This is a genomic window from Stella humosa (genome assembly GCF_006738645.1).
Taxonomy (GTDB): Bacteria; Pseudomonadota; Alphaproteobacteria; order ATCC43930; family Allostellaceae; genus Allostella; species Allostella humosa.
In genome coordinates, this window is the sequence record NZ_AP019700.1 from 1,103,374 (window position 1) to 1,125,920 (window position 22,547).

Genomic DNA, 22,547 nt, shown 5'->3' on the forward strand with positions numbered 1-22,547 from the left:
ACCGCTCAGTCGGGCTTCTTCTTGCTCTTGCAGAAGCCCTTCTTGCGCTTGCGGCGGAAATTGTCCTGCTCGGTGGTGCAGGCGGCCGCCCTGACCGCCGACCGGGTCGAGGTGCGTGACGCCAGCTCGATCCCAGCCGCCTGGCCGGCGGCGGCGACCGCGGCCGCCTGCGGCGTGGCGGCGGCGGAGCCGGCTGCGGCGGCCGCCAGCAGGATCGCCGCGAAGGTTGCCCGATACATGCCGAACCGTCCCTGGTTCCTGGAGCGACTGGGTGCTGTGTAGCCGGATCGCCGTCTGCGCGTACAGGGTCTAGCGGCGGCCGTCCTGGCGCAGGAACCCGACGATGGCATCGGCCGCGCGCGCCGACGACGGGCGCTGGTCGAGATCGAAGGTGTGGGCGAACAGCGCCCGCTGCTCGGCCAGGCCGGTGTCCGGCTGCTCCAGCACGGTGCGCAGGGCGGCCGGGAACTGCCCGATCTCGTCGATCACCGGGCCGCAGCGCCAGCCCAGATAGAAGGGGTTGTCCTGCCAGGCGACGCGGTGGGCGTTGAGGAAGATGCAGGGCCGTGGCCGGGCGATGAACTCGTAGAGCTGGCTGCTGACGTCGCCCGCATAGATGTCGGCCGCATTGGCATAGGTCATGTCGACCGAGCGGTCGCTGCCGAGATCGACATGGATGTTACCGGCCCGCGCGAAACGCCGGAAGGCCAGGCGCTTGGATAGCCGCACCGGGTCGAACAGGCGGACATGGGGGGCGAAGATCAGGTTCCAGGCGGGCGTGCCGAGGGCGAGTTCCAGCAAGGGGCGCCCCAGCACCGGCCAGGATGAGACGCGGGGGTCGAAATGGGGCGCGTAAAGGATGGTCGGCCGCTCGTTGGCGAACAGGCGCCCCGAGGCGGACGGCCGGTCGAGCAGCAGGTCGAACTTGGGATAACCCACGACCGCATAGTGCCCGGGCCGCACCAGGCCGTGGTCCAGCAGGTAGGTCTCGTACTTGCCGCCCGACAGCAGGACGAAGTCGTACTTGCGGATTTCCGGGTTGAAGCTGCGCTCGCGGTCGCCGGCGCCATGGCCGGTATGCACCAGCTTCAGCCCCGGCAGGTCGAGCTGGCGGACATAGGCGCTGGTGCGTTCGGGCGTCACCAGCGCATCGAATCCGGCCAGCAGGGCGCGGTTGTGGGCCAGCGTCGCCCGCTTGCCGGCGGTGACGTTGCCCGACAGCGCGCGATAGAGGCGCAGCCACGCGGGCTGGCGGAGGTCGACGAAGCGCAGGCGGGCGGCTGCCTCGGGCGGCAGGTAGCGGCGGATGAAGTCGAAATGGGCCATGGTCGGCGCCAGCACCGACACCTCGACATCGCCGTGCCCGGCCGCCATCGCCTGGGCGATCGGCAGCCCGTGCAGCACTTGGTGGAACTGCGCGTTGAACAGGAATGCCACCCGCAGGGGCGGCCGGCCGGCGGCAGGGTGCGGCGACACGGGCTTCAGCGACACGGGGATTCGGCGTCCGGAATGTGGTATGTGGCGGTGCGGCATCGCCGGCTTCGGCGGAGAGGCGGCCGCATCATATGGGCTTTCGCCTGCCGGGTGGAGGGGCGCGAGAGCCTGGTGCCTTTGAGGGATCCGGAACCCATGCCAGTCGGAAGGCCATCCTAGTGTCCAGCATTTCCCGGACTTGCCCGTGAAGGCGATCATCCTTGCGGCCGGGCAGGGCCGCCGCCTGCTGCCGCTGACCGAGTTCCGCCCGAAATGCCTGGTCGAGCTGGCCGGCATCACCGTCCTGGAATGGCAGCTGCGCGGGCTGGCGGCGGCCGGGGTGGCCGACGCGGTGGTCGTCACCGGCTTCGGCGCCGACCTGATCGAGGCGCTGCTGGCCGGGCTCGATCTGCCGGGCCTCAGCGTGCGCACGCTGCACAATCCCTTCTATGCCGTGGCCGACAACCTGGCGAGCTGCTGGATCGCGCGCGGCGAGATGACGGGCGACTACCTGATCCTCAACGGCGACACGATGTTCGAGCCGGCGATCGCCCGCCGCCTGTTGGAGCCGGCGACGGCCCCGATCACCGTGACGATCGACCGCAAGGCCGCCTACGACGCCGACGACATGAAGGTCGAGCTGGATGGCTGGCGTCTGACGGCGATCGGCAAGACCCTGCCGGCCGAGCGCGTCGGCGGCGAATCGATCGGTTTCCTGCGGTTCACCGCTGAGGGTGGCGCCCGATTCGTGGCCGAGATCGAGGGGCTGATGCGGGGCGGCACCGGCCTCAAGCTCTGGTATCTCTCGGTCATCGACCGTATCGCGGCCGCCGGCACGCGGGTCGAGGCGCGCACGATCGAGGGGCTGGACTGGGCCGAGATCGACTTCCCGGCCGATGTCGAGAAGGCCGCCCGCATGGTCGCGGGCTGGCTCGCCCCGGGCAACGGGATAGTCGCCCAGGCAGGCTGACCTAGCCGCGGCGTCGCAGCAGGGTTTCCGCCAGCGTCAGGTCGTCGGGCTTGTCGACGTCGACGGCGGCCTCGCCGAACGGCAGAGTCACCACGGCCGCCCGCACATGGGCGATGCGCCCGAAGCGCTGGAGGGCCGCCGCCAACGTCAGCCGGCCCAGCGCGAAGCGCAGCAGGGCCATCGGTCCCAGCAGGCGCACCATGCGCAGCGGCCGCTTGCGGTGGATTTCCACCTCCCGCCACAAGGCCACGGCGCCCTTGGCGGCCGGGGTGGCCATGCAGAACAGGTTGCAGCCCGAGACCGCGCCGTCGGCAAAGCGCAGGAAGGTGCGCCTGGTCCCGGGCGCAGCCGCCATCACCGCGTCGGCGCGGGCAACCGCGGCCACCACATCGGTGCCGGGCGGAAGGTGGTCCAGGAAATGGGTGACCCATTCCGGTCGCAGTAGGGCATGGTCGGCCGTCGTTACCAGCAGCGGCGTGCCGAGTTCGGCCAGGGCGGCCGCCACGCTGAGGCTTGGGCTGCCGGCGGCCGGCAGGAAGGCGAGGCGGCCGGCGTCGGCCGCGGCTGCGATCTCGGGCAGTTGCCGGGCGATGGCGGCATCCTCGATGCAGACGACGATCCGGCCCACCCCCGGCGTCGCCTCCAGCGCCCGGACAACGCGCACCAGCATCGGCACGCCGCCGGCCGGGATCAGCGCCTTGTGCTCCACGCCTGCGGCCACGGCCATCGGGTCACTGGGCCCACGGGATCCGGCCAGAACGAGGGCGGTGACCGGCGTCACGCCAGGTCCTTGCCGTAGATGCGATAGGTCTTGTAGGCGTCGCCGCCCAGCGCGGCGTTGATCCGGCGCATCGGCTGGTTGTCCTCCAGGATCCAGGACAGCTCGATCTGGCGATAGCCCAGCGCCATGCCCTCGCGCCGCAGCTCGGCGATCAGCAGGAACGGCATCAGGCCGCCCAGCATGCCCTGGACGTAGCGTCGCCGCACGCCCATCAACGGTACCCGGGCCGAGGTGGGGTTGCGCACCTTCAGGCGCCACAGCAGCCGGGCCCAGCCCAGCGGCAGCAGCCGGCCGTCAAGGTCGGCGATGGCGGCGTTCAGGTTGGGCAGGCCGACGATGAAGCCGGCCGCCTCGCCGTCGATCTCGGCAAACCAGATCAGGCGGCGATCGACCAGCGGGCGCATGGACTTGCCGAGATGCGCCGCCTCGGCCTCGCCGAGCGGCAGGAAGCCCCAATTGTCCGACCAGGCATCGTTGAAGATGTCGGCCAGGGTGCGGACCTCCTGGTCGAAACGGCGCATGTCGACCTGGCGCAGGCGCATGTTGGCCGGCAGGGGACGCAGCAGCCGGCTGGTCAGGGCGGCCGGCAGCGGCCGCCGGCAGTCATAGATATAGGCCAGCAGGTCCTTGGCCTTGGCATAGCCCTGCTGCTCGAGGTGCCCGGCGACATGGCGCGGGTCGTGGCCCATCAGCAGCATCGGCGGGGTGTCGAACCCGTCGACCAGAAGGCCCGCCTCCTCGTTGATCGACAGGTTGAACGGCCCCAGCACGCGGCCGATGCCGCGCTGGCGCAGCCAGTCCTCGGCCGTCCGCATCAGGGCGGCGAAGACGGCCGGGTCGTCCTCGCCGGCGACCAGCCCGAAATGGCCGACCCTGTGGCCGTCCTGGGCGGCGATCCGCCGGTCGATCTGGGCGCTGATGCGGCCCACGTCCCGGCCGTCGCGCCGGGCGATCCAGAACTGGACCTCGGCATGGGCAAAGAAGGGGTTGTGCCTGGCGCTCAGCGCCTCGCGCCGCTCCATCAGCAGCGGCGGGACCCAGGCCGGGTCGCCGCGATTGAGGCGGTAGGGGAGGCGGATGAACCGCTCCATCATCGCCTTGCCCTCGACGGGGACCATTTCGATCGTCATGGGATCTTCACCGGGCCTTCACTGGGCATCGAGTTGCAGCAGGACGAAGGCGCCGATGCTGCCGAAGAAGCCCAGGGCCGCCCACGCCGCCAGCTCGGGCGGCAGCCGCCCGGCCTCGCCCAGCGCCACCAGGATGCCGTCCACCAGCAGGAACAGCATGCCGAGGCCGAGGCCGATCAGCAGCCGGCGCCCGGCCTGGCCGGCCCGGCGGTTGGCGGTCGCAGCCGGCGTCGCCAGCAGCAGCATGACCAGCGCCGACAAGGGCTCGGCGAAGGCGCGCTGCAGGCGCATCTCGTAATAGGCCGGCGCCCGCGCAGTCGCCTGGTCGCCGGTCAGCGCGCTGCGGGCAGCACCGGCCGAGACATGGCCGAAGGGCAGGGTAAGCTGGATCAGGTCGGACGGGGTGAGCCTGGTTTCCCACGTCCGGTCGGCCGGCTCCGACGGCGTGATGCGGCCGTCGACCACCGTCGATTCGGTCGCTCCCAGAAGGCGCCAGCGGCCGTTCTCCAGCACGGCCTGGGGGGCGAAGATGCGCACTTCCAGTTGCTCGCGGGCGCCCCGACGATAGATGCGCACCCCCTCGGCCCGGGTGCCGGCCTGGCTGATCCGGTCGATCGCAACCAGGTCGCCGTCGGCGCGCACCCACATCGCCTTGGGCTGGCGCTGCTCCTCGGTCGGCTCGCGCTCCCACCAGATCGCCAGACGCCGCTCGAACCGCGGCACCACCTGGTCGGCGATGGCGAAATGCAGCCCGGCGATCGCCAGCACCGGCGGCAGCAGCCCCAGGACGAGGCGAAAGACCGGCAGGCCGGCCATGCGCAGGACGACGATCTCGTTGTTGCGGGCCAGCGTGGCGAAGGTCAGGAGCCCGCCCACCAGCACGCCCAGCGGAAAGGTCTGCTCCAGGATCACCGGCAGCCGCAGCAGGGCATAGTAGCCGATGCCCCATGCCCCCTTACCCCGCTCCATCACCTCGGTCGCGGCATCGAGCAGGTCCAGCACCTGCATCAGGGCGGCGAAGACCAGCACCGCGCCCACGGTGCGCGCCAGGAACAGGCGGCCGACATAGCGCGCGAGGCGGCCGGTCATTGTGCGCCCGGTCCCGCCGCCGGGGTGCGGCGGCGCCGGAACAGCCCGCGAATGGCCATCAGGCCCAGCTCGATGCGCTCCACCAGCCAGGTGAAGCTGTTCTGGCCGGGCCGCGCCTGGCTGCTGCGGAAGAGCCACAGGCAGAGGATCGTGAACAGGGTGAACGGCACCCACACGGCCGGCACCGGCGGCAGCCGGCCGGTCGTGGCCAGGCTCTGCCCGAGCTGGATCCCATGGTGGTAGAGGACGAGGATGACGGCCGCCATGACGAGGCCGGACCCGCGCCGCCCGCGCTTGGCCGCCATGCCGAGCGGGATCGCCAGCAACGGCAGCAGCGGCAGCGACAGGGCGCGCACGATGCGGGTGTGGAACTCCGCCGCCAGCCGGCGCCGGGGCATGGGGCCCGCCGCGCCGGGCTTCCGCTCGGCTGCCGGCTGGTGCATCGCCTGCCACAGCTCGATCATGGTCAGCTCGCGCTCGCTGTCGCCGCGCGTGCGATAGGGCGGGGCGTCGGGATTGAAGTCGGTGTTGAGCGTCAGGTCGGTGAACTGGACCAGGCTCGGCCGCTCTGCCGCGGCGCGGGGGGCCTGCGGGTGGGCGACGCCGGCCAGGGCGGCTGCCGGTGGCTGGCGCCAGTGCTGGCCGTTCTTCAGCCGCAGGACCAGGCGCTGGCCGCCGTCGACCAGGGCCAGCCGGCCGCTCTCGGCGGTGAAGACCTCCTCGATGCCGTCGACGATGCGCTGGGCGAAGACCCCCTCCAGGTAGGTGCCGCTGTCATCGGCGCGGTCGGCGGTGACGGTGAAGCCCTTGGCTGCCTTGACGAAGCTGCTGGGTTCGACCCGCGCGTCCCACCCGGCATTGACCGCGGCATGCAGGACCGCACGATAGGCGTAGCGGCTGTAGGGCTGCATGAAGCCGAACAGGGCCATGCTGAAGAGCGACAGCACGACGCCGACCCAGAGCAGCGGGGCGGCGATGCGGGCGATCGACAAGCCGGCCGACAGCATCGCCTCCAACTCGCTTTCCTCGCTGAGCCGGGCGATGACGAAGAAGATGCTGATGAAGAAGGCGGCCGGCAGGGCCAGTCCCAGATAGTGCGGGATGAGGTTCAGCAGCAGCTCGACCACCGACTCGAGCGCGCCGCTCGAATGGGCCAGCAGGTTGAAGAGACGCAGCAGCCGTTCCAGCAGTAGGGCGGTCAGCACGACGCCCAGCGACACCGCGAGCGGACGGGCCGCCTCGGCCAGGAGATAGCGGTCGATCAGCCGCGGCAGGAACCGGGGCCGACGCCATGCCACTGTCGTTCTATCCTTGGCGTCAGGCGTTGGCGGACGACCAAAGCTGGCGCAGGTGTTGGGCGAGGGCGGCCTGGCCGGCCTCGTCCAGCGCCACGCCGCTGCCCAGGTTGGGCGGGCCGGGCCAACCGGCATCGGCATAGGCGACGCCGTCCCGCTCGCGCGTGCCCGGATGGCGGGGGATGACGTGGAAATGCACGTCGGGGTCGACCATCATCAGCATCAGGTAGTTGATGCGCTCATAGTCGACGAACCCCTTCAGCATCCGCTCCACCCCGGCGATCACCGGCTGCAGGTCGGCGAAGGCGGCGGGGCTGGCGGCGCCGAAGGCCGTCACGGGCTCCTTGCAGACAAGCACCAGCGAGCCCAGAGTCACCTGCTGCGGCCGGACCAGCACCGTCCAGTGGGCCGTCTCGGCGACCAGCGTCCGCGGAAAACCGAACTTCGTCATGGTGGCGTTGGACATGGGGCTTCCTGGCGGTTATGTCGGCGCCGGCTCGGGCGGGCGAGCATTGTTATCGAACACCCCAGGATCGGCACAAGATGAAGGCAGCATGGTCGGGTCGCGGTTGGGCGGTGGCCGGTTTGGCCGCCCTGGCATTGGCCGGTGGAACCGCTACTGCATCGGCCCAGAAGGCCTGCGAAGGCAAGCCTGATGAAACCCGCCTGCACATCACCGTCAAGGGGGTGCGGGCGGCGGCGGGCGAACTGACCATCACCATCTATCCCGACGATGCCGCGCGCTTCCTGTCGCCGCGCGGACGGATCGCGCGCATCCGGGTGCCGGCGGCCAAGCCGGTGACGACCGGCTGCGTTGCCGTGCCCGCCCCCGGCAACTATGCGGCCGCCGTCTATCACGACGAGGATGGCGACCGGAAGTTCGGTCGCAGCATGGTGGGGCTGCCGACCGAGGGCTATGGCTTCTCCAACGATGCGCCGGCCACGCTGGGCCTGCCGACGCTGGAGCAGGCGCGCTTCGCGGCCAGGGTCGGCGACAACAAGCTGACCATCCACCTCAAATATTGAGCGGCGCCGGGATGTCCAGGCGGTAGCGGCCGACGGTCGCAAAGCCCGTGCCTGTACCGTCGAGGCGGCGGACGACGACGTTGGCTTCCCAGCCGCGGTCCGTTCTGGTGATGGTGAGGAGGTGCCAGCGCGCCGCCTCGCCGTGATGGGACGGCAGGGCGGAGGCCGACGAGCAGCCGAGCGACGCGATCGGGGCGGCCGGTCCCACCAGCGAATCCAGGCGGCCGACATGGCCATGGCCGTGCAGCAGCAGCTCGATCCCGCTGCGGGCGATGACGGCGGTCAGCCGCTCCCCATCGTCCAGCGCCTTGCGCCGCGATTCGCCGGCCCGGTGGACCGGATGATGGACCAGCAGGATGCGGAAGAGGCCGCGGCGACCGAGATCGTCGAGGATGGCGGACAGGCGGTCGGCCTGCGTTTGGCCGATGTGGCCGGTCGCCAGCAGGGGAGCGGTCGGCACGGCGGAGCGCACGCCGACCAGGGCGACCTGGCCGCGCACCCGCACGAAGGGAAAGGCGTCGGGGCCGGGCGGGGCATCGTCGCCCTGCATCCATTCCTGCCAGCGACCCAGCCCGTCGGCCCAGGGGACCGGCACCAGGGCGTCGTGGTTGCCGGGCACCACGGTGACGCGGCCGGGCGGCCCCACCGTTTCCAGCCACTGCCGGGCGGCGGCGAATTCGGCCGGCAGGGACAGGTTGACGAGGTCGCCGGTGACGGCGACATGATCGGGTGCATGGGCGCGGACATCGGCCAGCAGCGCATCGACGACGGTGCGGCGATGAATCCGATGGCGCGAACGCCGCCAGGAGATGTAGCTCAGCAACCGCTTGGACAGGAGATGGCCCAGCGCCGGCCGGCCTTCCGGCAGCGCCAGGTGGATGTCCGAGAAGTGGGCGATGGTCAGGCTGGGCAAACCGGGCGGCTTTCGGGCGCGGGTGGATGACGGGCGGTTTGGACAAGCCTACACGATCCCGGCATCCTGCCGGGCTTCGACATGGACGGGGTGGACAGGATGGCAGTCGGGGGAGCGACGGGGACGGCGGGGGCACCCCCGCCGGCGCGGATCATCGGCGCCGGCCCGGTGCTGCTCTGGGGCATCACCTCGGCCGAGCGGCTGCGGCGGTCGCTGGCACGCGCGGGCGTGCGCGAGGTGGCGCCCGAGCAGGGTGGCGATCCCGCCGGGCCGGTGATCCTGGTGCGCGCGGACTGGGTGTTCGACGACGTGCTGATCCAGCGCCTGGTGAAGCAGCCGGGCACGCTGCTGGTGGCCGACAGCGGCCAGGCGGTGGCGGCCCATGCCACCGCCGGCCAGGCCGGGGAGGCGTTGCAGGCCCTGACGACCGGCGCCGCGGCCGCGCGCACGGGCGCGGCCGCCCTGCGCCGGGTCAACTCGGCCGAACTGGCCGGCGCCTACGACCAGGCGCTGCGCAAGCGCCAGCCGCCCTATCTGCTGCGGCTGACCGAGGCCGGTCTGCCGGCGATCGAACGGCGCATGTTCGCGGGCTCCTACAAGGGCGTGACCGACCTGGTCACCAAGTATGTCTGGCCGCGGCCGGCCCAGATGGTGACCAAGTGGTGCGCGGTCGCCGGCATCACGCCCAACCAGGTGACGGCGGTCAGCCTGCTGCTGGTGTTCGCGGCCTTCGCGCTGTTCTGGAAAGGTTATTTCTGGTGGGGGCTGGCGGCGGCTTGGCCGATGACCTTCCTCGACACGGTCGACGGCAAGCTGGCCCGGGTCACGCTCACTTCCAGCAAGTTCGGCAACATCTTCGACCATGGCATAGACCTCATCCACCCGCCCTTCTGGTGGTGGGCCTGGATGGTCGGGCTGGCCCATGTCGGCATGCCCCTGGCACAGTTCGACCTGGTGCTGGCGGTGATCGCGGGCGGCTATGTGCTGCAACGCATCGGCGAGGCGGTCTTCATCACCGCATTCGGTATGCAGATGCATATCTGGCGGCGCTTCGATAGTCGCTTCCGGCTGATCACGGCCCGGCGCAACCCCAACCTGATCCTGCTGACCGTCGCCATGATCTTCGGCCGGCCCGACCTCGGCATCCTGGCGGTGGCGGTGTGGACGGCGCTGTCGCTGGCGGTTCATGCCGCGCAGATCGTCCAGGGCTGGTTCGCCCGCCGCCGCGGCCCGCTGGAGTCCTGGCTGTCGCAATGACGCGGCTGGGGCTCGTGCACAACCCGCGCAGCGGCCGCAACCGGTCGGCGGTGGCCGGCTCGCGCCAGCGCGCGGCCGATGCGCTGGGCGTGCGCTTCGCCGCACCGGCCACGGCCGACGAACTGCGGCGCGACCTGGCCGATTTTGCGCGCCAGGGGGTCGGCATCGTCGTCATCGACGGGGGGGACGGCACGGTGCGCGAGGTGCTGACCCAGTTGCCCGCAGCCTATGGCGACGACCTGCCGGCCGTGGCCATCCTGGCATCCGGCCGCACCAACCTGGTGGCGGCCGCCATCGGCACCGGCGGGCGCGGCCCGGCCGGGCTGAAGCGGTTGGCCGAGCTGGCGCGCCGGCGCAAGCTGGCCGACATCGTGCGCCGGCGCCCGGTGCTGACCGTATCCTGGCCGGATGGGTCGCGCCCGCCGGTCAACGGGCTCTTCCTGGGAGCGGCAGCCTTCACCCGCGCCGTCGGCGTGGCGCAGGCGGCGATGGGGCGCAGCGGCGTCGCCCGCAAGCCGGCCGTCCTGCTGACCATCGCCTGGTCGTTGCGCCGCGCCCTGTTCGGGACGCAGCCGGCCTGGACGGCAGGGGAGCCGATGGCCGTTGCCGTCGACGGGGCCGCCCAGCCGGCGGGCGATCGCCTCATTTTCCTCGCCACCACGCTCGACCGGCTGATGCTGGGGCTCTGGCCATTCTGGGGCGGCGGGCGGGGGGCTGTCCGCTTCCTCGACGTCGCAGCCGAGCCGGAGCGCCTGGGCACGGCCCTGTGGCGCGTCCTGCGCGGCCGCCCGGCGCCCTGGATGGCGACAGATTATCGCAGTGGCCGGGCCGACAGCCTGGCCCTAACCCTGGACCGGCCCTTCATCCTCGACGGCGAGGCCTTCGCGGCGGGCGTCGATGGCCGGATCGTCATCCAGGCCGGCCCTGAATTCGGATTCGTCGTGCCATGATCGACCCATTGGATCGCCTCGTCGGCCGGGAACTGTCGCGCCCGGTGCCGGCGCCCGCCATCGCCCTTGCCCGCCATCTGGCCGATCGTTCGCCCAGCGTCGCGGCCGTCCTCTTCTACGGCGCTGCCCTCCGCGACGGGGACATGGACGGCCTGCTCGATTTCTACGTCCTGGTGGATTCGCTGGCCGACTGGCACGGCAGCCGCTGGCGCGCGACCGCCAACCGCCTGCTGCCGCCCAATGTCAGCTATGCCGAGGTCGCCCACGAGGGCCGCATGGTCCGCGCCAAGGTGGCGGTGATGGGGGTCGACCAGTTCGCGCGCGCGGCCGGTTTCGCCGGGGCGGATAGCACGATCTGGGCCCGTTTCGCCCAGCCCGCCGCACTGCCCTATTGCCGCGACGAGGCGACGCGGGGGCGGGTGTCTGCCGCGATCGGCGATGCGATCGTCACCGCGGCGCGGTGGGCGGCCCTGCTGGGCCCGCTGGCGGGCGGGCCGCTGGTATACTGGCGTGCGCTATTCGCCAACACCTACCGGGCCGAACTGCGGGTGGAGGGGGCAGGGCGCTCGGACCTGATCGTCGGCAGCGCGCCCGATCGCTACCAGCGGCTGCTGGCGCCGGCCTGGGACCGGGCCGGGATCGCCACGGTCGAGCACCCGGACGGCACGATCTCGCCGCTGATCCCCGATGTCGACCGCCGTGCCGCCGCACTGGCCTGGGGCCGGCGGGTGCGGGTCGGCAAGGTGCTGAACATCCTGCGGCTGACGAAGGCCGCCTTCACCTTCGTCGATGGCGGCCACTACCTGGCCTGGAAGATCGAGCGCCACACCGGGACCCGGCTGGCGCTCACGCCGTGGCAGCTTCGCCACCCCGTGCTGGCAGGCCCGTTCCTGCTGTTCCGGTTGTGGCGCCGGGGCGTGGTGCGGTAGCCGGCCTCAGCCGGTGGCAGCCATCGGCTGCGGGGCCAGCACGCCCAGTTCCTCGCCCACGGCCGCGAACATGGCGATGGCCGTGTCGATCTGCTGCGTGGAATGGGCAGCGCTGACGCTGCAGCGCAGAATCGCCGAGCCGTTCGGCGTCGCCGGCGGCAGCGCCAGGTTGACGTAGAGCCCGCTCTCCAGCAGCCGGTTCCAGAAGGCGACCGCGAGGTCGCGGTCTTCCTGGATCACGGCCACGATCGGGCTCGGCTCGGAGCCGAGGCGGAAGCCAAGCTGCTCCAGGCCCGCATGGAAGCGGCGGGAATTGGCGCGCAGCCGTGCCCGCAGGCCGGGGTCCGTGCGCAGCCGCTTCAGCGCCTGCAAGGTGGAGGCAACCAGCGACGGCGGCAGCGAGGCCGTGAACATATAGGGCCGGCAGGCGACCCGCAGGACGTCGAAATCCTCAAGGTCGGAGACGCAGAAGCCGCCGATCGTGCCCAGCGTCTTGGAGAAGGTGCCGACGATGAAGTCGACCTCGTCCTCGACGCCGGCCGCCTCGGCCAGGCCGCGGCCCTTCTGGCCCAGCACGCCCAGCGAGTGCGCCTCGTCGACCAGCAGATAGGCGCCGGCCTCGGCTTTGACCGCCGCGATCTCGCGCAAGGGCGCGGCGTCGCCCAGCATGGAATAGATGCCCTCGACCACGATCAGCTTGCTGCCGGTGGCGGGCAGGCGGGCCAGCCGCTTGCGCAGGTCCTCGGGGTCATTGTGGCGGAAGCGGATGACCTGGGCCGTGCCCAGCCGCGCGCCGTCATAGATGCTGGCGTGGCTGTCGGCGTCGATGATCAGGTAGTCGCCCTTGGCGACCAGCGTCGAGATGATGCCCAGGTTCGCCTGGTAGCCGGTGGTGAACACCATGCCATGGGCGCGACCGTAATAGTCGGCCAACTCGCGCTCCAGCCGGGTGTGGCCGTCATAGCTGCCGTTGGCGATGCGCGAGCCCGTGGTGCCGGTGCCGGACTGCTGCAACTGGTCGATCCCGGCCTCGATGCAGGACGCGTCGAAGGTCAGGCCCAGATAGTTGTTCGTGCCGAAGAGAATGGTGCGCTTGCTGCCGCGCAGGCCTTCGGTCGGGGACAGGATGCGGTCGAAGCGGACGGCGAACGGGTCGCTGCCCTGGCTTCTCAACTCCTGGTATGCGCCGCGCAGGTGAGCGAACTTCTCGAGGATCGCCATCATCAGGCCTTCGATTGAATGTCTTGGATCGTGCGGGCAAGGTCGGCGACGGTCTGGATCTCCGGCAACATTTCCAAGGGAATGGAAATATCGAAGGCGTCCTCAAGCTTCATCACGAAGTTCATGATGGTCAACGAATCCAGTCCTAGGTCCCTGGAGATGTCTGTAGTCTTGCTGATCGGGATGTTCTGTTCGACGACCGATCGGAGCTCGGCGATGATCCGTTCCTCTAGTGCTTCTATAGACTGCATTCAAACGGTCCTGGGTACTCTTCGCGAGGAAACGGCTGCCTGCCACACGCCAAGGCGCTCATATTAGGTTCACAGAAGCGCCCGCGGATTGCAACATGGTAATGGTTCACGGAAGATTACGCATTACTTCAATACAGTAAGTTCTTAACTCGATACCACTCAACGGTTTGCCGGAATCCCTCGGTCAACTGCGTCTTCGCAATAGTCATTCCAGCGGGGGGCAGCTCGTCCGCGCCGATGCTCCAGTCGGGATGGGCGATCTCGCGGATCTTGGCGGGCGACATCGCCGCCGGCCGGCCGGTGGCGCGGGCGATGGCACTAACGCCGAGCGCGAGCAGGGCGAGCGCCGGCACCGGTATGGGCAATCGCCGCAGCGGCCGGCCGAGGGCGGCGCCCATCGCGGCCGCCACATCCGTCCAGCCATATCCTTCGGGCCGGCCATCGGCCAGGGCGTGGATCCGGCCGGGCGGGGCATCGCCGGCCAGGCTGGCGATCATGGCGGCGGCGTCCTCGACATGCAGCAGGGTCAACCGGGCTTCGGGCCGGCCCAGCATCGGCATCAGGCCGCGGCGGGCGATCTGGAAGAAGGGCAGCAGCTCGCGGTCGCCTGGCCCATAGATCGCGGTCGGGCGCAGGATCAACCATTGGTCCGGCGGCAGCGCCGCGATCACCGCGGCCTCGCCCGCGGCCTTGCTGGCGGCGTAGGCCGACAGGTGCGGCGCCCGGGCGGCCAGGCTGGAAACCAGCACCAGGCGCGCCGTTGCGCCATGCCGGCGCACGGCGTCCGCCAGCCGAGCGGTCCCGTCGCGGTTGACGGCGAAAAGGTCCTGGTCGCGGCCGGCCTTCACCAGGCCCGCGGCATGGACGATGACCGCGGCACCCGACACCAGCCGCGCCAGCGCCCCGGCATCGCCCAGGCCGCCCGGCACCACCTCCAGCGCCAGGTCTTGCCAGCGGGCGTCCACCGGGTCGCGGCGGGCCAGGATGCGCACCTGGTAGCCGCAGGCGTCGAGTGCCTGCACCAGCGGCCGGCCGAGAAACCCCGTGGCGCCCGTGACCGCGGCGACTGGCCGGGCCCTGTCCATTTCAGACGGCCGCGCGCGCGGCCTCGGCCGGGGTGAAGGCGCCGCTGCGATAGATCTCGCGCGCCTGCGCCCGGCTCAGCTTGCCCGACGAGGTCTGCGGCAGGCTGCGGGGCGGCACCAGCGTGACCGACACCTCGATGCTGTGGCGCGCGCGGATAAGGCGGACGATCTCCTCCTGCAGCGCGGCGCGCTCGGCCTGGTCGACGGGTCGGCACTGCACCAGCACGACCACCTGTTCCTCCGCTGCCGTGTCGAGCGCGAAGGCGACGACGTCGCCCGTGCGGAGCAGGGCGATCTCGGTCTCGATCGTCCATTCCAGGTCCTGCGGCCAGACGTTGCGGCCGTTGATCAGGATCAGGTCCTTGGCCCGCCCGGTGATGACGATCTCGCCATCGGCCATGAAGCCGAGGTCGCCGGTATCGAGCCAGCCGTCCGCCGACATGACCAGCAGGGTCTCGTCCGGTCGGTCGAAATAGGCATCCATCAGGCTGGGGCCGCGGGCGAAGATGCGGCCGACCTGCCGCTCCGGCAGCACCGCGCCGCCGGGGCCGCGCACTTCCATGGCGTGGCCGGGCAGGACCGGGCCGCAGCGCACGAAATCGCGCGCGCGGGGGGCATCGGCGGCGGGCGTGGCGGCCGACCCGTCGCGCTCCAGCCGGTCGGTGTCGACGCGCTCGGTGACGAGGCCCCGGTCGAGCGGGGCGAAGCTCAGCGCCAGCGTCGCCTCGGCCATGCCGTAGCTGGCCAGGAAGGCGCGGGCGCCGAAGCCGCGCGCGGCGAACGTATCGGAGAAAGCCTGCAAGCGGGCCGGCCGGATCATATCGCCGCCCACGCCGGCGACCCGCCAGCGGCCGAGGTCGAGGTTTTCGATGGAGGCGGTCTCGGCCCGCCTGGCGCACAACTCGTAGCCGAAGGTCGGGCTGTAGGAGATGGTGCCGCCATTGCGGCCGATCAGGTCGAGCCACAGCAGCGGCCGGCGGGCGAACTCGCGCGTCGGCAGCAGGTCGACGGAAAGCTGCGTCAGCATCGGCGCCAGCAGGAAGCCGACCAGTCCCATGTCGTGATAGAACGGCAGCCACGAAACGCAGCGGTCGTCCGCCGTCGTCCGCAGCCCATGGGCGCTGATCGCGCGCGCGTTGGCCATCAGCGCGCGCTGGGTGACCGAGATGCCGAGCGGGAAGCGCGTGCTGCCGGATGAGAATTGCAGGTAGAGCAGGGCTTCCGGGTCGGCCGCGGGCAGGCCCGGGCCCTGGCCGCCGGCCGCCCGCAATTCGGCCACGGTGCCCAGCAGCTTCATCGGCAGCCCGTCCACGGCCAGGCGCAGCCAGCCATCGAGCGACGCCGGACCCAGGGCTGCCACCGCGCCGGCCGATTGCGTCATGCGGCGCAGGTTGGCGATGTAGCCGTCCTTGCCGCCGACCGTCGTCGGCAGCGGCAGCGGCACCGGGATCAGGCCCGCATGCAGGCAGGCGAAGAAGGCGCGAACGAAGTCGCCGTCGGTCTCGGCGACCAGGGCCACCCGCTCTCCCGGCGCCAGCCCTGCCGCCAGCAGCGTGCGGGCAAGGTCGATCGCGTCCGCCCGGAGTTGGGCATAGGGCAGGGTTTCCACGAGCTGGCCGCGGCCGGAATAGAAGTTCAGCCCCGATCTGCCGCCGGCGGCATATTCCAGGGCTTCCTGGATGGTCTCGAAGCTGGCTGTGCGCTGGCAGGCAAGCCCGCTGGCGGTCGGGGTGGGAAGGATCATCGGCGCCTGATACTAGAATTACGCGCGAACCAATAGTGAATCGCGGATTGCCCGGGGGCTATTCGCCCGGCCCGGCGGCACGCGGCCGCCCCCGGCCGCCCCCCGACTGGCCGTGATGCCAGCGCAGCACGGCTGCGAACTGGCAGGCGAACAATAGCAGAGCGCCGCCCAGAATGCCCGCGCCCGCGCCCGTCAGCCCGTAGCGGTCCACCAGGAACAGCGCGGCCGGCAGGTAGAGCGCGATGGTGACGGCGCGGATGACGAGGGCGGCCGACGCCTCGCCGACCGAGATCAGCAGCGGTTCGAAGGGCAGGGCGGCAACGCCGACGGCGGCCGCCGCCACCACCCAGACCATGATCGCCGCACCCGCCTCGAACTCCGGCCCCATCACCAGCCGCAGCGCGGGTGCCGCCGTCAGCAGCACGGCCGATACCAGGACCAGGGCGACGACGGCGGCGATCACGCCCACCTGGAAGACGAGCCGGCGCAGGTCGCCCAGCTTGCGGCTGGCCCACAGGTCGGCCAGTTCGGGATAGAGGGCTGGCACCAGCAGGCGGGCGGGCTTGGCGATGGCGTCGCCGACCTGCCGGGCGACACGGAAGAGGGCCGCCTCGCGCGCGCCCAGCATGGCGCCGATCATCAGCACCGTCAGTTGCTTGAAGCCGATATTGAGCGTGCTGTTGAGGTTGGTGGTCCAGACGAACTTCCACAGGCCGGGAAAGCCGGCGGCCCCGCGGGGGCCGCCGGCCGGCATGGCGGCAAGCCAGCCGCGCCGGCCGAGCTGCTGCCAGGCGCAGCCGAAGAGCGTGGCGCAGCTCAGCAGGGATGCCCCGTACCATACCGCCAGGAAGACCAGCAGGTCGCCGCCCAGCACAAAGGCAAATCCGGCCCCGACCAGGCGCACGAGGGAGGCGACATTGCCCTGGACGGCCATCAGGTCGAATCGGTCGACGAGGCGCAGCACGCCGGTCGGCGTGGCGGCCACCATGAAGGCGACCGAGGTGGTATAGAGCATGGCGGCCGGCACGGCGGCGGGCGTCCAGCCCAGCCACGGCCCCAGCCAGGCGGCGCCGGCGACGCCGAGCAGCATGCCGGCGATGGCGCTGTAGAGGTCCAGCCGCAGGCTGAAGCGCAGCAGCCGGCGGAAATCGCCCAGCCGGCCCTCGCGCAAGGGCACGGTGCCGTAATGGATGATGGCCTGCCAGGACTGAAACTTGCTGATCTCGCTCACGGTCTGGGCAAAGGCGTGGATCAGGATCAGCACGCCGAACTGCTCGATGCCCAGCGTGCGCGCGGCCAGGGCCATGTAGGCCAGGCTCAGCACTGCGCCCACCGACTTGCCCGCCAGCAGGACCGAGGCATTGGCCAGCACGCCCCGCAGCATGCCGCGCCGCGCGACCGCCAGGCTCGGCGCGCCGGCTGTGGCGGGCTCGTCAGTCATGCAGTCGGACCCGAGGCGGGCCTACCGTGGCGGTCATGGTGGCATCCCGTCTGTGCCATGCAGCCCGACAGATATGCCCTGCCTTGGGGCCGGGCGATAGGGAGGCGATCGCCGGCCGTCAGGCGGCCGCCCGGCTGGCCGTCACTGGCCCGGCCGCGGCGGCGTTGCGCGCCAGTGCCGCCAGCAGGTCGGTCTGGGTGACGATGCCGAGAATCCGGCGCTCGCCGTCGACGACCGTGACGGCATGCGTCCGCCCGTCCGTCAGGGCGGCGACCAGCAGGCCGGCCGGCTGGGTGGGACCGATCGTCGGGCCGTCCGACATCACCTCGCCGACGCGGGCGCCGGGGCCGAACAGCTCGCGCAGGCCGACCGTGCCGACGACGCGATCGGTGCCGTCCACCACCGGCAGGGTGCGCACGCCGTGCTTCAGCAGCAGGGTCCGCGCGGTGGCCGGGTCGGCATCCTCACGCACCGCGATAACATCACGCGACATGATATCGGCGGTGGCGAGATCGCCCGATGCCCGCCGGAGTGCCCGCAGCTCGGCCTGCCGCAGCAGCCGGGCCAGGTCGGCACGATCGATGTCGAAGGTTTCGCCCAGGTCGGCCAGCGCCCCGTCGATGTCGCCGGCCTGGAGGCCCATGCGGGCCTGGGGCGGGGCGTCGCGGGTGCCGTGCGCGCTGGCGGGTGGGGACGCGGCGACATGGGGATAGGACCGCCGCGCCAGCTTGTGGAACAGCCAGCCGAAGGCGACCAGCACCAGGGCGTTGAGGCCGACCGGCACGAGGGGGAAGAGGAACCCGGCATCGGTGACCGCCGGCCCGCCCAGGATCGCGGTCAGCGCCGCCGCCCCGCCCGGCGGGTGCAGGCAGCGGGCGAGCGACATCGCCCCGATCGCCAGGGCCACGGCCACGCCCGCCGCCAGCATCGGATCCGGCAGCAGCCGCCCGACCGCGACCCCGACCAGGGCCGAGACGACATTGCCGCCGACGATCGACCAGGGCTGGGCCAGGGGGCTCGCCGGCACCGCGAACAGCAGCACCGCCGATGCGCCCATTGGTGCCACCAGCAGGGGCGATGCGGCGCCGTGGCCGAGCAGCAGGGCCGACAGCAGCCCCGTCAGCCCGATGCCCGCCAGCGCGCCGGCACAGGCGACGACGCGGTCGCGCAGCGTGGCGCCGGCCAGGATCGGCACGAACAGCTTGGATGGGAAGGGCATGATGGCGGCGCCATATAGCGGCAATCGCCGCCGGGCGGGCCGTATATTTTCTATCGGTCGGGGCGCTGCGGATTTCCCGCGGGGGCAATGTCGGCAACGGCGCCCGCCGCGCGTCCTTGGGGAGAGACCAGGAGGGAGCGACCGATGCTCTATGCCGTTCTTTGCTACAATTCCGAAGATGCTGTGGGCTCCTGGAGCAAGGAGCATCATGACGACGTCATGACGAAGCTGGCCGTGGTGCAGGACGGGCTGGCGCGTGCCGGCCGGCTGGGTCCCGTCGCCCGCCTGCTGCCGACGACCGCCGCGACCACCGTCCGCAAGGGGCGGGACGGCCCGCTGGTGGTGGACGGCCCCTTCGCCGAGACCAAGGAGCAGTTGCTGGGCTTCTACCTGATCGAATGCGCCTCACTCGACGAGGCGCTGGCGACGGTGCGCGACCTGGCGGTGGCGAACCCCGGCACCGGGTCCTACGAGATCCGGCCGGTGTCGATGTTTCGCCCGGGCGCGGTCGCGCCGTGAACGAACTGGGCTGGGTCGAGCATGCGCTGGTCGCCGCCCGCCCCCAGGCGGTGGCGGCCCTGCTGCGCTATTTCCGCGACCTCGACCTGGCCGAGGAGGCGTTCCAGGACGCCTGCCTGCGCGCGCTCGAATCCTGGCCGGCGAACGGGCCGCCGCGCGATCCGGCCGCCTGGCTGATCCTGGTCGGACGCAACCGCGGCATCGACGGCGTCCGCCGGCAGAGCCGCCAGGAGCCCTTGCCGGCGGAAGAGATGCTGTCCGACCTGGGCGATGCGGAAGCGGCCCTGGCCGAGCGCCTGGACGGCGAGGGCTACCGCGACGATATCCTGCGACTGCTCTTCATCTGTTGCCATCCCGACCTGCCGCCGACGCAGCAGATCGCGCTGGCGCTGCGCGTCGTCTGCGGCCTGCCGGTCGGGCGCATCGCGCGCGCCTTCCTGGTGGGGGAGGCGGCGATGGAGCAGCGCATCACGCGCGCCAAGCGGCGGATCGGCGAGGCTGCCCTGGCCTTCGACACGCCGGGGGCGTCGGAACGGGCGGAGCGGCTGGCAGCCGTCGCCGCCATGATCTACCTGCTGTTCAACGAGGGGTATTCGGCCGGCGCCGCCGAGGCCGATGCCCGCGGCCCGCTGTGCGACGAGGCGATCCGGCTGGCCCGCCTGCTCCTGCGGCTGTTCCCGGCAGAGCCCGAGATCATGGGGCTGGCCGCCCTGATGTTGCTGCAGCATTCCCGCCGCGATGCCCGTTTCGATGGCGACGGCGCCATCGTGCTGCTGGAGGCGCAAGATCGTGGCCGCTGGAACCGCACGGCCATCGCCGAGGGGCTGGCCCTGCTCGACAAGGCGCTGCGCCACCGTCGGCGCGGGCCATACCAGATCCAGGCGGCGGTCGCGGCCCTGCACGCCCGGGCGGCCCGGCCGGAGGACACCGACTGGCCGCAGATCGCCCAGCTCTACGGCGCGCTGGAGACCGTGCAGCCGTCGCCGGTCGTCACCCTCAATCGCGCCGTCGCGGTGGCCAAGGTCGAAGGGCCGGCCGCCGCCCTGGCGATGATCGAACCCCTCGCCGAGGCGCTGGCCGGCTACTTCCACTTCTTCGGCCTGCGCGGCTGGCTGCTGCAACAGCTCGGCCGGGCGGCAGAGGCGCGGGTCGCCTTCTGCCGCGCGATCGCGCTGGCCGGCAGTGCAGCCGAGGCCGACCACATCCGCCGGCATCTGGACCGCCTGGAGCGGGCGGAATGACCCTCAGGCGGCGGGCGCCACCGTCAGGCCGCGCACGCCGCGCCCGTTGATGAAGCTGGCGACCAGCCCGGTCGCCTTGGCCTCTTCGACGAAGGCCGCCAGGAACTGGGCAGCCGCCGCATTGCCGCGCGGCGTGCCGATCGCCTGCTGCACCGACATGAAGCTGCCGTCGAGGATGCGGGCGCCGGGCAGCGTGTCGATGTCGGCCATCAGGCGCGGGCGCAGGCCGGCCAGCACGTCGAGCTTGTCGGCGACGAACAGGGCCAGGGCCGCATCCAGGGTGTCGGTGCGGATGACCGTGGCATTGCGGATGTTCCGCTCCAGCCACAGGTCGTAGGCCGCCCGGCCGGTCGACGCGATCGTGACGCCCGGCCGGTCGACCTCGGCCAGCGTCGTGATCGGCGAGCCGGCTGGCACCAGGTAGGTCGCCTCGATCTCGGCATAGGCGGCGGTGAAGGCGATCCTGGCGGCGCGCTGCGGCTCGGCGCCGATCAGGCCGATATCCCAGTTCTCGACGTCGTCGGCCAGTTCGCCCGGCTTGGGATAGGGGTGGTAGGACACCGGCACGCCCAGACGGTCGGCGATGGCGCGCGCCATGTCGGGTGAGACGCCGTCGGGATCGCCCGTCGGGCTGCGGCCGGTCACCAGCAGGAAGTTCGACATGTTGATCGCCGCGCGCAGCGTGCCCGTAGGGGCGAGCTCGGCGATCACTTCGGGGGACGCGGTCACTTTGGCGGGCATCGGCGGCTCCAGTCGGCTGGGTGGGTCGGCGAACGGGTGGCCGAATGGAATCGACCAGCCGTGCCGCCTGCACAAGCCCATTCTTGGCCGGCGCCCCCGATTGACAGCCCTTGGCCGGGACTTTATCACTTAACCAATAAGTAATCTAAATCGAGGCAAGGCCTGATGGACGCAGACCAGCCAGTGATCACCGAGCCCAGCCTGACGCTGGTTCGCCGCATCCGGGCGCCCGTGGCCCGGGTCTATGCGGCCTGGACCGATCCGCAGCTTCTGGGCCTGTGGTGGGGGCCGCATCACACGCGGGTGGAAAGCGCCACGCTGGACGTGCGGGTCGGCGGCGGCTTCCGCACCGTCCTGCGCGAAGACAATGGCGACCGCCACGAGGTGTCGGGCGTCTATGGCGTGGTCGAGCCCGAGCGGCGCCTGGTCTTTAGCTGGGCGTGGGTTTCGACGCCCGAGCGCGTGTCGCGCGTCACCGTCACCTTCCGGCCCCTGACAGACGGGACCGAGGTGACCGTGCAGCACGATCGCCTGGCCGACGAGCAGTCGAAGACCGGCCACACCCGCGGCTGGACGGAGTCCATGGAGCGCCTGGTGCGGCTCTTCATCGGGGATGCGGCATGAAGCTCTATTACGCCGAGACGCTGATGCCGCGGAAGGCGTGTGCCGTCGCCCGCCATCTGGGCTCGCCGGTCGAGTTCGTCCGGGTGGACCTTGGCCGGGGCGAGCACAAGAAGCCCGGCTATCTGGCGATCAACCCCGCCGGCCGGGTGCCGGCCTTGGTCGATGGCGACTACCGCCTGTCGGAATCGAACGCGGTCATGGCCTATCTCGCCCTGCGGGCCGGTTCCGACCTGTGGCCGGCCGACGCGCGACAGGTCGAGGTGATCCGCTGGCTGAGCTGGGACAGCGAGCATTTCACACGCCATGGGGGATCGCTCTATTTCGAGCATGTCATCCGGCCGCTGTTCGACCTGGGCCCGGCGGATGCGGAGGGGGTTCGGGCAGCGACCAGCAGCTTCCGGCAAAGCGCCGTTATCCTGGAAGCCCATCTGGGCGCGCGCGACTGGCTGGTCGGGGATGGGCCTACCATCGCGGATTTCGCCGTCGCGATAGCCTTGCCCTATGCCGAGGCCAGCCGGATTCCGCTCGATGCGTTTCCCGCCATCGGCCGCTGGCATGACCGCATGAACGGGCTGGAGGGCTGGCGCCAGCCCTTCCCGTCCGAAGCGGCATGAAGAAGGGGCTGCCGGCTCGGCAGCCCCACCTTCA

24 protein-coding genes are annotated in these 22,547 nt (G+C 71.4%); 9 read left to right on the top strand and 15 right to left on the bottom strand.

From position 1 onward, the window contains the following. Positions 1 to 5: 5 nt before the first annotated feature. A complete protein-coding gene (locus STVA_RS05270; protein ID WP_123689630.1) occupies positions 6 to 239 on the bottom strand; it encodes a hypothetical protein in 234 nt (77 codons plus the stop codon). 70 nt (positions 240 to 309) lie between these two features. After that, positions 310 to 1,491 (bottom strand): hypothetical protein, encoded by a 1,182-nt coding sequence (locus STVA_RS05275; protein WP_123689629.1) that lies wholly within the window; start codon positions 1,489 to 1,491, stop codon positions 310 to 312. A gap of 187 nt (positions 1,492 to 1,678) precedes the next feature. Between STVA_RS05275 and STVA_RS05280 the strand changes: the two genes are divergently transcribed. After that, positions 1,679 to 2,443, top strand: a complete 765-nt coding sequence (locus STVA_RS05280; RefSeq protein ID WP_123689628.1) for a phosphocholine cytidylyltransferase family protein — start codon at positions 1,679 to 1,681, stop codon at positions 2,441 to 2,443. Position 2,444: 1 nt separating this feature from the next. On the opposite strand, the gene STVA_RS05285 is transcribed toward STVA_RS05280, so the two are convergent. Genes STVA_RS05285 through STVA_RS05305 form a run of 5 tightly spaced genes read right to left on the bottom strand, consistent with a single transcriptional unit; the run spans position 2,445 to position 7,204 of the window. After that, on the bottom strand, positions 2,445 to 3,170 hold the full coding sequence (locus tag STVA_RS05285; protein ID WP_245978304.1) for an NTP transferase domain-containing protein: 726 nt from the start codon (positions 3,168 to 3,170) through the stop codon (positions 2,445 to 2,447). 50 nt (positions 3,171 to 3,220) lie between these two features. Next, complete coding sequence (locus STVA_RS05290; RefSeq protein ID WP_123689626.1) at positions 3,221 to 4,354, bottom strand: dATP pyrophosphohydrolase; 1,134 nt, start codon at positions 4,352 to 4,354, stop codon at positions 3,221 to 3,223. An 18-nt stretch (positions 4,355 to 4,372) separates the two neighbouring features. Beyond that, positions 4,373 to 5,443, bottom strand: a complete 1,071-nt coding sequence (gene lptG / locus STVA_RS05295) for an LPS export ABC transporter permease LptG (RefSeq protein ID WP_123689625.1) — start codon at positions 5,441 to 5,443, stop codon at positions 4,373 to 4,375. Then, on the bottom strand, positions 5,440 to 6,741 hold the full coding sequence (locus tag STVA_RS05300; protein WP_170216450.1) for an LptF/LptG family permease: 1,302 nt from the start codon (positions 6,739 to 6,741) through the stop codon (positions 5,440 to 5,442). Before STVA_RS05300 ends, lptG begins: the two co-directional genes overlap by 4 nt. A 19-nt stretch (positions 6,742 to 6,760) precedes the next feature. After that, a complete protein-coding gene (locus STVA_RS05305) occupies positions 6,761 to 7,204 on the bottom strand; it encodes an HIT family protein (protein WP_123689623.1) in 444 nt (147 codons plus the stop codon). Positions 7,205 to 7,281: 77 nt separating this feature from the next. On the opposite strand from STVA_RS05305, the gene STVA_RS05310 reads away from it, so the two are divergent. After that, entirely contained in the window at positions 7,282 to 7,764 is a 483-nt protein-coding gene (locus tag STVA_RS05310; protein WP_170216449.1) for a DUF2141 domain-containing protein, read from the top strand. Here STVA_RS05310 and STVA_RS05315 read toward each other — a convergent pair. Next, on the bottom strand, positions 7,754 to 8,677 hold the full coding sequence (locus STVA_RS05315; RefSeq protein WP_123689621.1) for a metallophosphoesterase family protein: 924 nt from the start codon (positions 8,675 to 8,677) through the stop codon (positions 7,754 to 7,756). The genes STVA_RS05310 and STVA_RS05315 overlap by 11 nt on opposite strands. Positions 8,678 to 8,776: 99 nt before the next feature. Between STVA_RS05315 and STVA_RS05320 the strand changes: the two genes are divergently transcribed. Genes STVA_RS05320 through STVA_RS05330 form a run of 3 tightly spaced genes read left to right on the top strand, consistent with a single transcriptional unit; the run spans position 8,777 to position 11,813 of the window. After that, on the top strand, positions 8,777 to 9,934 hold the full coding sequence (locus STVA_RS05320) for a CDP-alcohol phosphatidyltransferase family protein (protein WP_123689620.1): 1,158 nt from the start codon (positions 8,777 to 8,779) through the stop codon (positions 9,932 to 9,934). After that, positions 9,931 to 10,884, top strand: coding sequence for a diacylglycerol/lipid kinase family protein (locus STVA_RS05325; protein WP_123689619.1), 954 nt, complete (start codon positions 9,931 to 9,933; stop codon positions 10,882 to 10,884). The genes STVA_RS05320 and STVA_RS05325 overlap by 4 nt, the downstream gene beginning before the upstream one ends. Then, on the top strand, positions 10,881 to 11,813 hold the full coding sequence (locus tag STVA_RS05330) for a hypothetical protein (RefSeq protein ID WP_123689618.1): 933 nt from the start codon (positions 10,881 to 10,883) through the stop codon (positions 11,811 to 11,813). The genes STVA_RS05325 and STVA_RS05330 overlap by 4 nt, the downstream gene beginning before the upstream one ends. A gap of 6 nt (positions 11,814 to 11,819) precedes the next feature. On the opposite strand, the gene spt is transcribed toward STVA_RS05330, so the two are convergent. The 6 genes from spt to STVA_RS05360 all read right to left on the bottom strand — a co-directional run bounded on the left by spt (position 11,820) and on the right by STVA_RS05360 (position 18,774). Beyond that, positions 11,820 to 13,037 (bottom strand): serine palmitoyltransferase, encoded by a 1,218-nt coding sequence (spt, locus tag STVA_RS05335; protein ID WP_420822813.1) that lies wholly within the window; start codon positions 13,035 to 13,037, stop codon positions 11,820 to 11,822. After that, positions 13,037 to 13,285, bottom strand: a complete 249-nt coding sequence (locus tag STVA_RS05340) for an acyl carrier protein (protein WP_123689617.1) — start codon at positions 13,283 to 13,285, stop codon at positions 13,037 to 13,039. Before STVA_RS05340 ends, spt begins: the two co-directional genes overlap by 1 nt. A gap of 128 nt (positions 13,286 to 13,413) precedes the next feature. Further along, positions 13,414 to 14,370, bottom strand: a complete 957-nt coding sequence (locus STVA_RS05345; protein WP_123689616.1) for an NAD-dependent epimerase/dehydratase family protein — start codon at positions 14,368 to 14,370, stop codon at positions 13,414 to 13,416. 1 nt (position 14,371) lies between these two features. Continuing rightward, positions 14,372 to 16,114 (bottom strand): fatty acyl-AMP ligase, encoded by a 1,743-nt coding sequence (locus tag STVA_RS05350; protein WP_123689615.1) that lies wholly within the window; start codon positions 16,112 to 16,114, stop codon positions 14,372 to 14,374. Positions 16,115 to 16,172: 58 nt separating this feature from the next. After that, positions 16,173 to 17,555, bottom strand: coding sequence for a lipopolysaccharide biosynthesis protein (locus STVA_RS05355; RefSeq protein WP_123689614.1), 1,383 nt, complete (start codon positions 17,553 to 17,555; stop codon positions 16,173 to 16,175). Positions 17,556 to 17,673: 118 nt separating this feature from the next. Further along, positions 17,674 to 18,774, bottom strand: a complete 1,101-nt coding sequence (locus STVA_RS05360; protein WP_123689613.1) for an HPP family protein — start codon at positions 18,772 to 18,774, stop codon at positions 17,674 to 17,676. Positions 18,775 to 18,918: 144 nt separating this feature from the next. Here STVA_RS05360 and STVA_RS28060 point away from each other — a divergent pair, with 144 nt between their 5' ends. Both STVA_RS28060 and STVA_RS05370 read left to right on the top strand, forming a co-directional pair. Continuing rightward, on the top strand, positions 18,919 to 19,293 hold the full coding sequence (locus STVA_RS28060; RefSeq protein WP_123689612.1) for a YciI family protein: 375 nt from the start codon (positions 18,919 to 18,921) through the stop codon (positions 19,291 to 19,293). Continuing rightward, a complete protein-coding gene (locus STVA_RS05370; protein ID WP_123689611.1) occupies positions 19,290 to 20,534 on the top strand; it encodes an RNA polymerase sigma factor in 1,245 nt (414 codons plus the stop codon). Before STVA_RS28060 ends, STVA_RS05370 begins: the two co-directional genes overlap by 4 nt. A 3-nt stretch (positions 20,535 to 20,537) precedes the next feature. Here the strand turns inward: STVA_RS05370 and STVA_RS05375 are convergent, their stop codons facing one another. Beyond that, on the bottom strand, positions 20,538 to 21,275 hold the full coding sequence (locus tag STVA_RS05375; protein WP_123689610.1) for a transporter substrate-binding domain-containing protein: 738 nt from the start codon (positions 21,273 to 21,275) through the stop codon (positions 20,538 to 20,540). 165 nt (positions 21,276 to 21,440) lie between these two features. On the opposite strand from STVA_RS05375, the gene STVA_RS05380 reads away from it, so the two are divergent. Both STVA_RS05380 and STVA_RS05385 read left to right on the top strand, forming a co-directional pair. After that, on the top strand, positions 21,441 to 21,899 hold the full coding sequence (locus STVA_RS05380) for an SRPBCC family protein (protein ID WP_123689609.1): 459 nt from the start codon (positions 21,441 to 21,443) through the stop codon (positions 21,897 to 21,899). Beyond that, positions 21,896 to 22,513 (top strand): glutathione S-transferase family protein, encoded by a 618-nt coding sequence (locus STVA_RS05385; protein WP_123689608.1) that lies wholly within the window; start codon positions 21,896 to 21,898, stop codon positions 22,511 to 22,513. Before STVA_RS05380 ends, STVA_RS05385 begins: the two co-directional genes overlap by 4 nt. Positions 22,514 to 22,547 lie beyond the last annotated feature (34 nt).

Coding starts and splice junctions, on each gene's coding strand:
- STVA_RS05270 (WP_123689630.1), bottom strand. CDS start 239: ATGTATCGGGCAACCTTCGCGGCGATCCTGCTGGCGGCCGCCGCAGCC.
- STVA_RS05285 (WP_245978304.1), bottom strand. CDS start 3,170: ATGGCCGTGGCCGCAGGCGTGGAGCACAAGGCGCTGATCCCGGCCGGC.
- STVA_RS05290 (WP_123689626.1), bottom strand. CDS start 4,354: ATGACGATCGAAATGGTCCCCGTCGAGGGCAAGGCGATGATGGAGCGG.
- lptG (WP_123689625.1), bottom strand. CDS start 5,443: ATGACCGGCCGCCTCGCGCGCTATGTCGGCCGCCTGTTCCTGGCGCGC.
- STVA_RS05305 (WP_123689623.1), bottom strand. CDS start 7,204: ATGTCCAACGCCACCATGACGAAGTTCGGTTTTCCGCGGACGCTGGTC.
- STVA_RS05310 (WP_170216449.1), top strand. CDS start 7,282: ATGAAGGCAGCATGGTCGGGTCGCGGTTGGGCGGTGGCCGGTTTGGCC.
- STVA_RS05320 (WP_123689620.1), top strand. CDS start 8,777: ATGGCAGTCGGGGGAGCGACGGGGACGGCGGGGGCACCCCCGCCGGCG.
- STVA_RS05325 (WP_123689619.1), top strand. CDS start 9,931: ATGACGCGGCTGGGGCTCGTGCACAACCCGCGCAGCGGCCGCAACCGG.
- STVA_RS05330 (WP_123689618.1), top strand. CDS start 10,881: ATGATCGACCCATTGGATCGCCTCGTCGGCCGGGAACTGTCGCGCCCG.
- spt (WP_420822813.1), bottom strand. CDS start 13,037: ATGATGGCGATCCTCGAGAAGTTCGCTCACCTGCGCGGCGCATACCAG.
- STVA_RS05340 (WP_123689617.1), bottom strand. CDS start 13,285: ATGCAGTCTATAGAAGCACTAGAGGAACGGATCATCGCCGAGCTCCGA.
- STVA_RS05345 (WP_123689616.1), bottom strand. CDS start 14,370: ATGGACAGGGCCCGGCCAGTCGCCGCGGTCACGGGCGCCACGGGGTTT.
- STVA_RS05350 (WP_123689615.1), bottom strand. CDS start 16,114: ATGATCCTTCCCACCCCGACCGCCAGCGGGCTTGCCTGCCAGCGCACA.
- STVA_RS05355 (WP_123689614.1), bottom strand. CDS start 17,555: ATGACTGACGAGCCCGCCACAGCCGGCGCGCCGAGCCTGGCGGTCGCG.
- STVA_RS05360 (WP_123689613.1), bottom strand. CDS start 18,774: ATGCCCTTCCCATCCAAGCTGTTCGTGCCGATCCTGGCCGGCGCCACG.
- STVA_RS28060 (WP_123689612.1), top strand. CDS start 18,919: ATGCTCTATGCCGTTCTTTGCTACAATTCCGAAGATGCTGTGGGCTCC.
- STVA_RS05375 (WP_123689610.1), bottom strand. CDS start 21,275: ATGCCCGCCAAAGTGACCGCGTCCCCCGAAGTGATCGCCGAGCTCGCC.
- STVA_RS05380 (WP_123689609.1), top strand. CDS start 21,441: ATGGACGCAGACCAGCCAGTGATCACCGAGCCCAGCCTGACGCTGGTT.
- STVA_RS05385 (WP_123689608.1), top strand. CDS start 21,896: ATGAAGCTCTATTACGCCGAGACGCTGATGCCGCGGAAGGCGTGTGCC.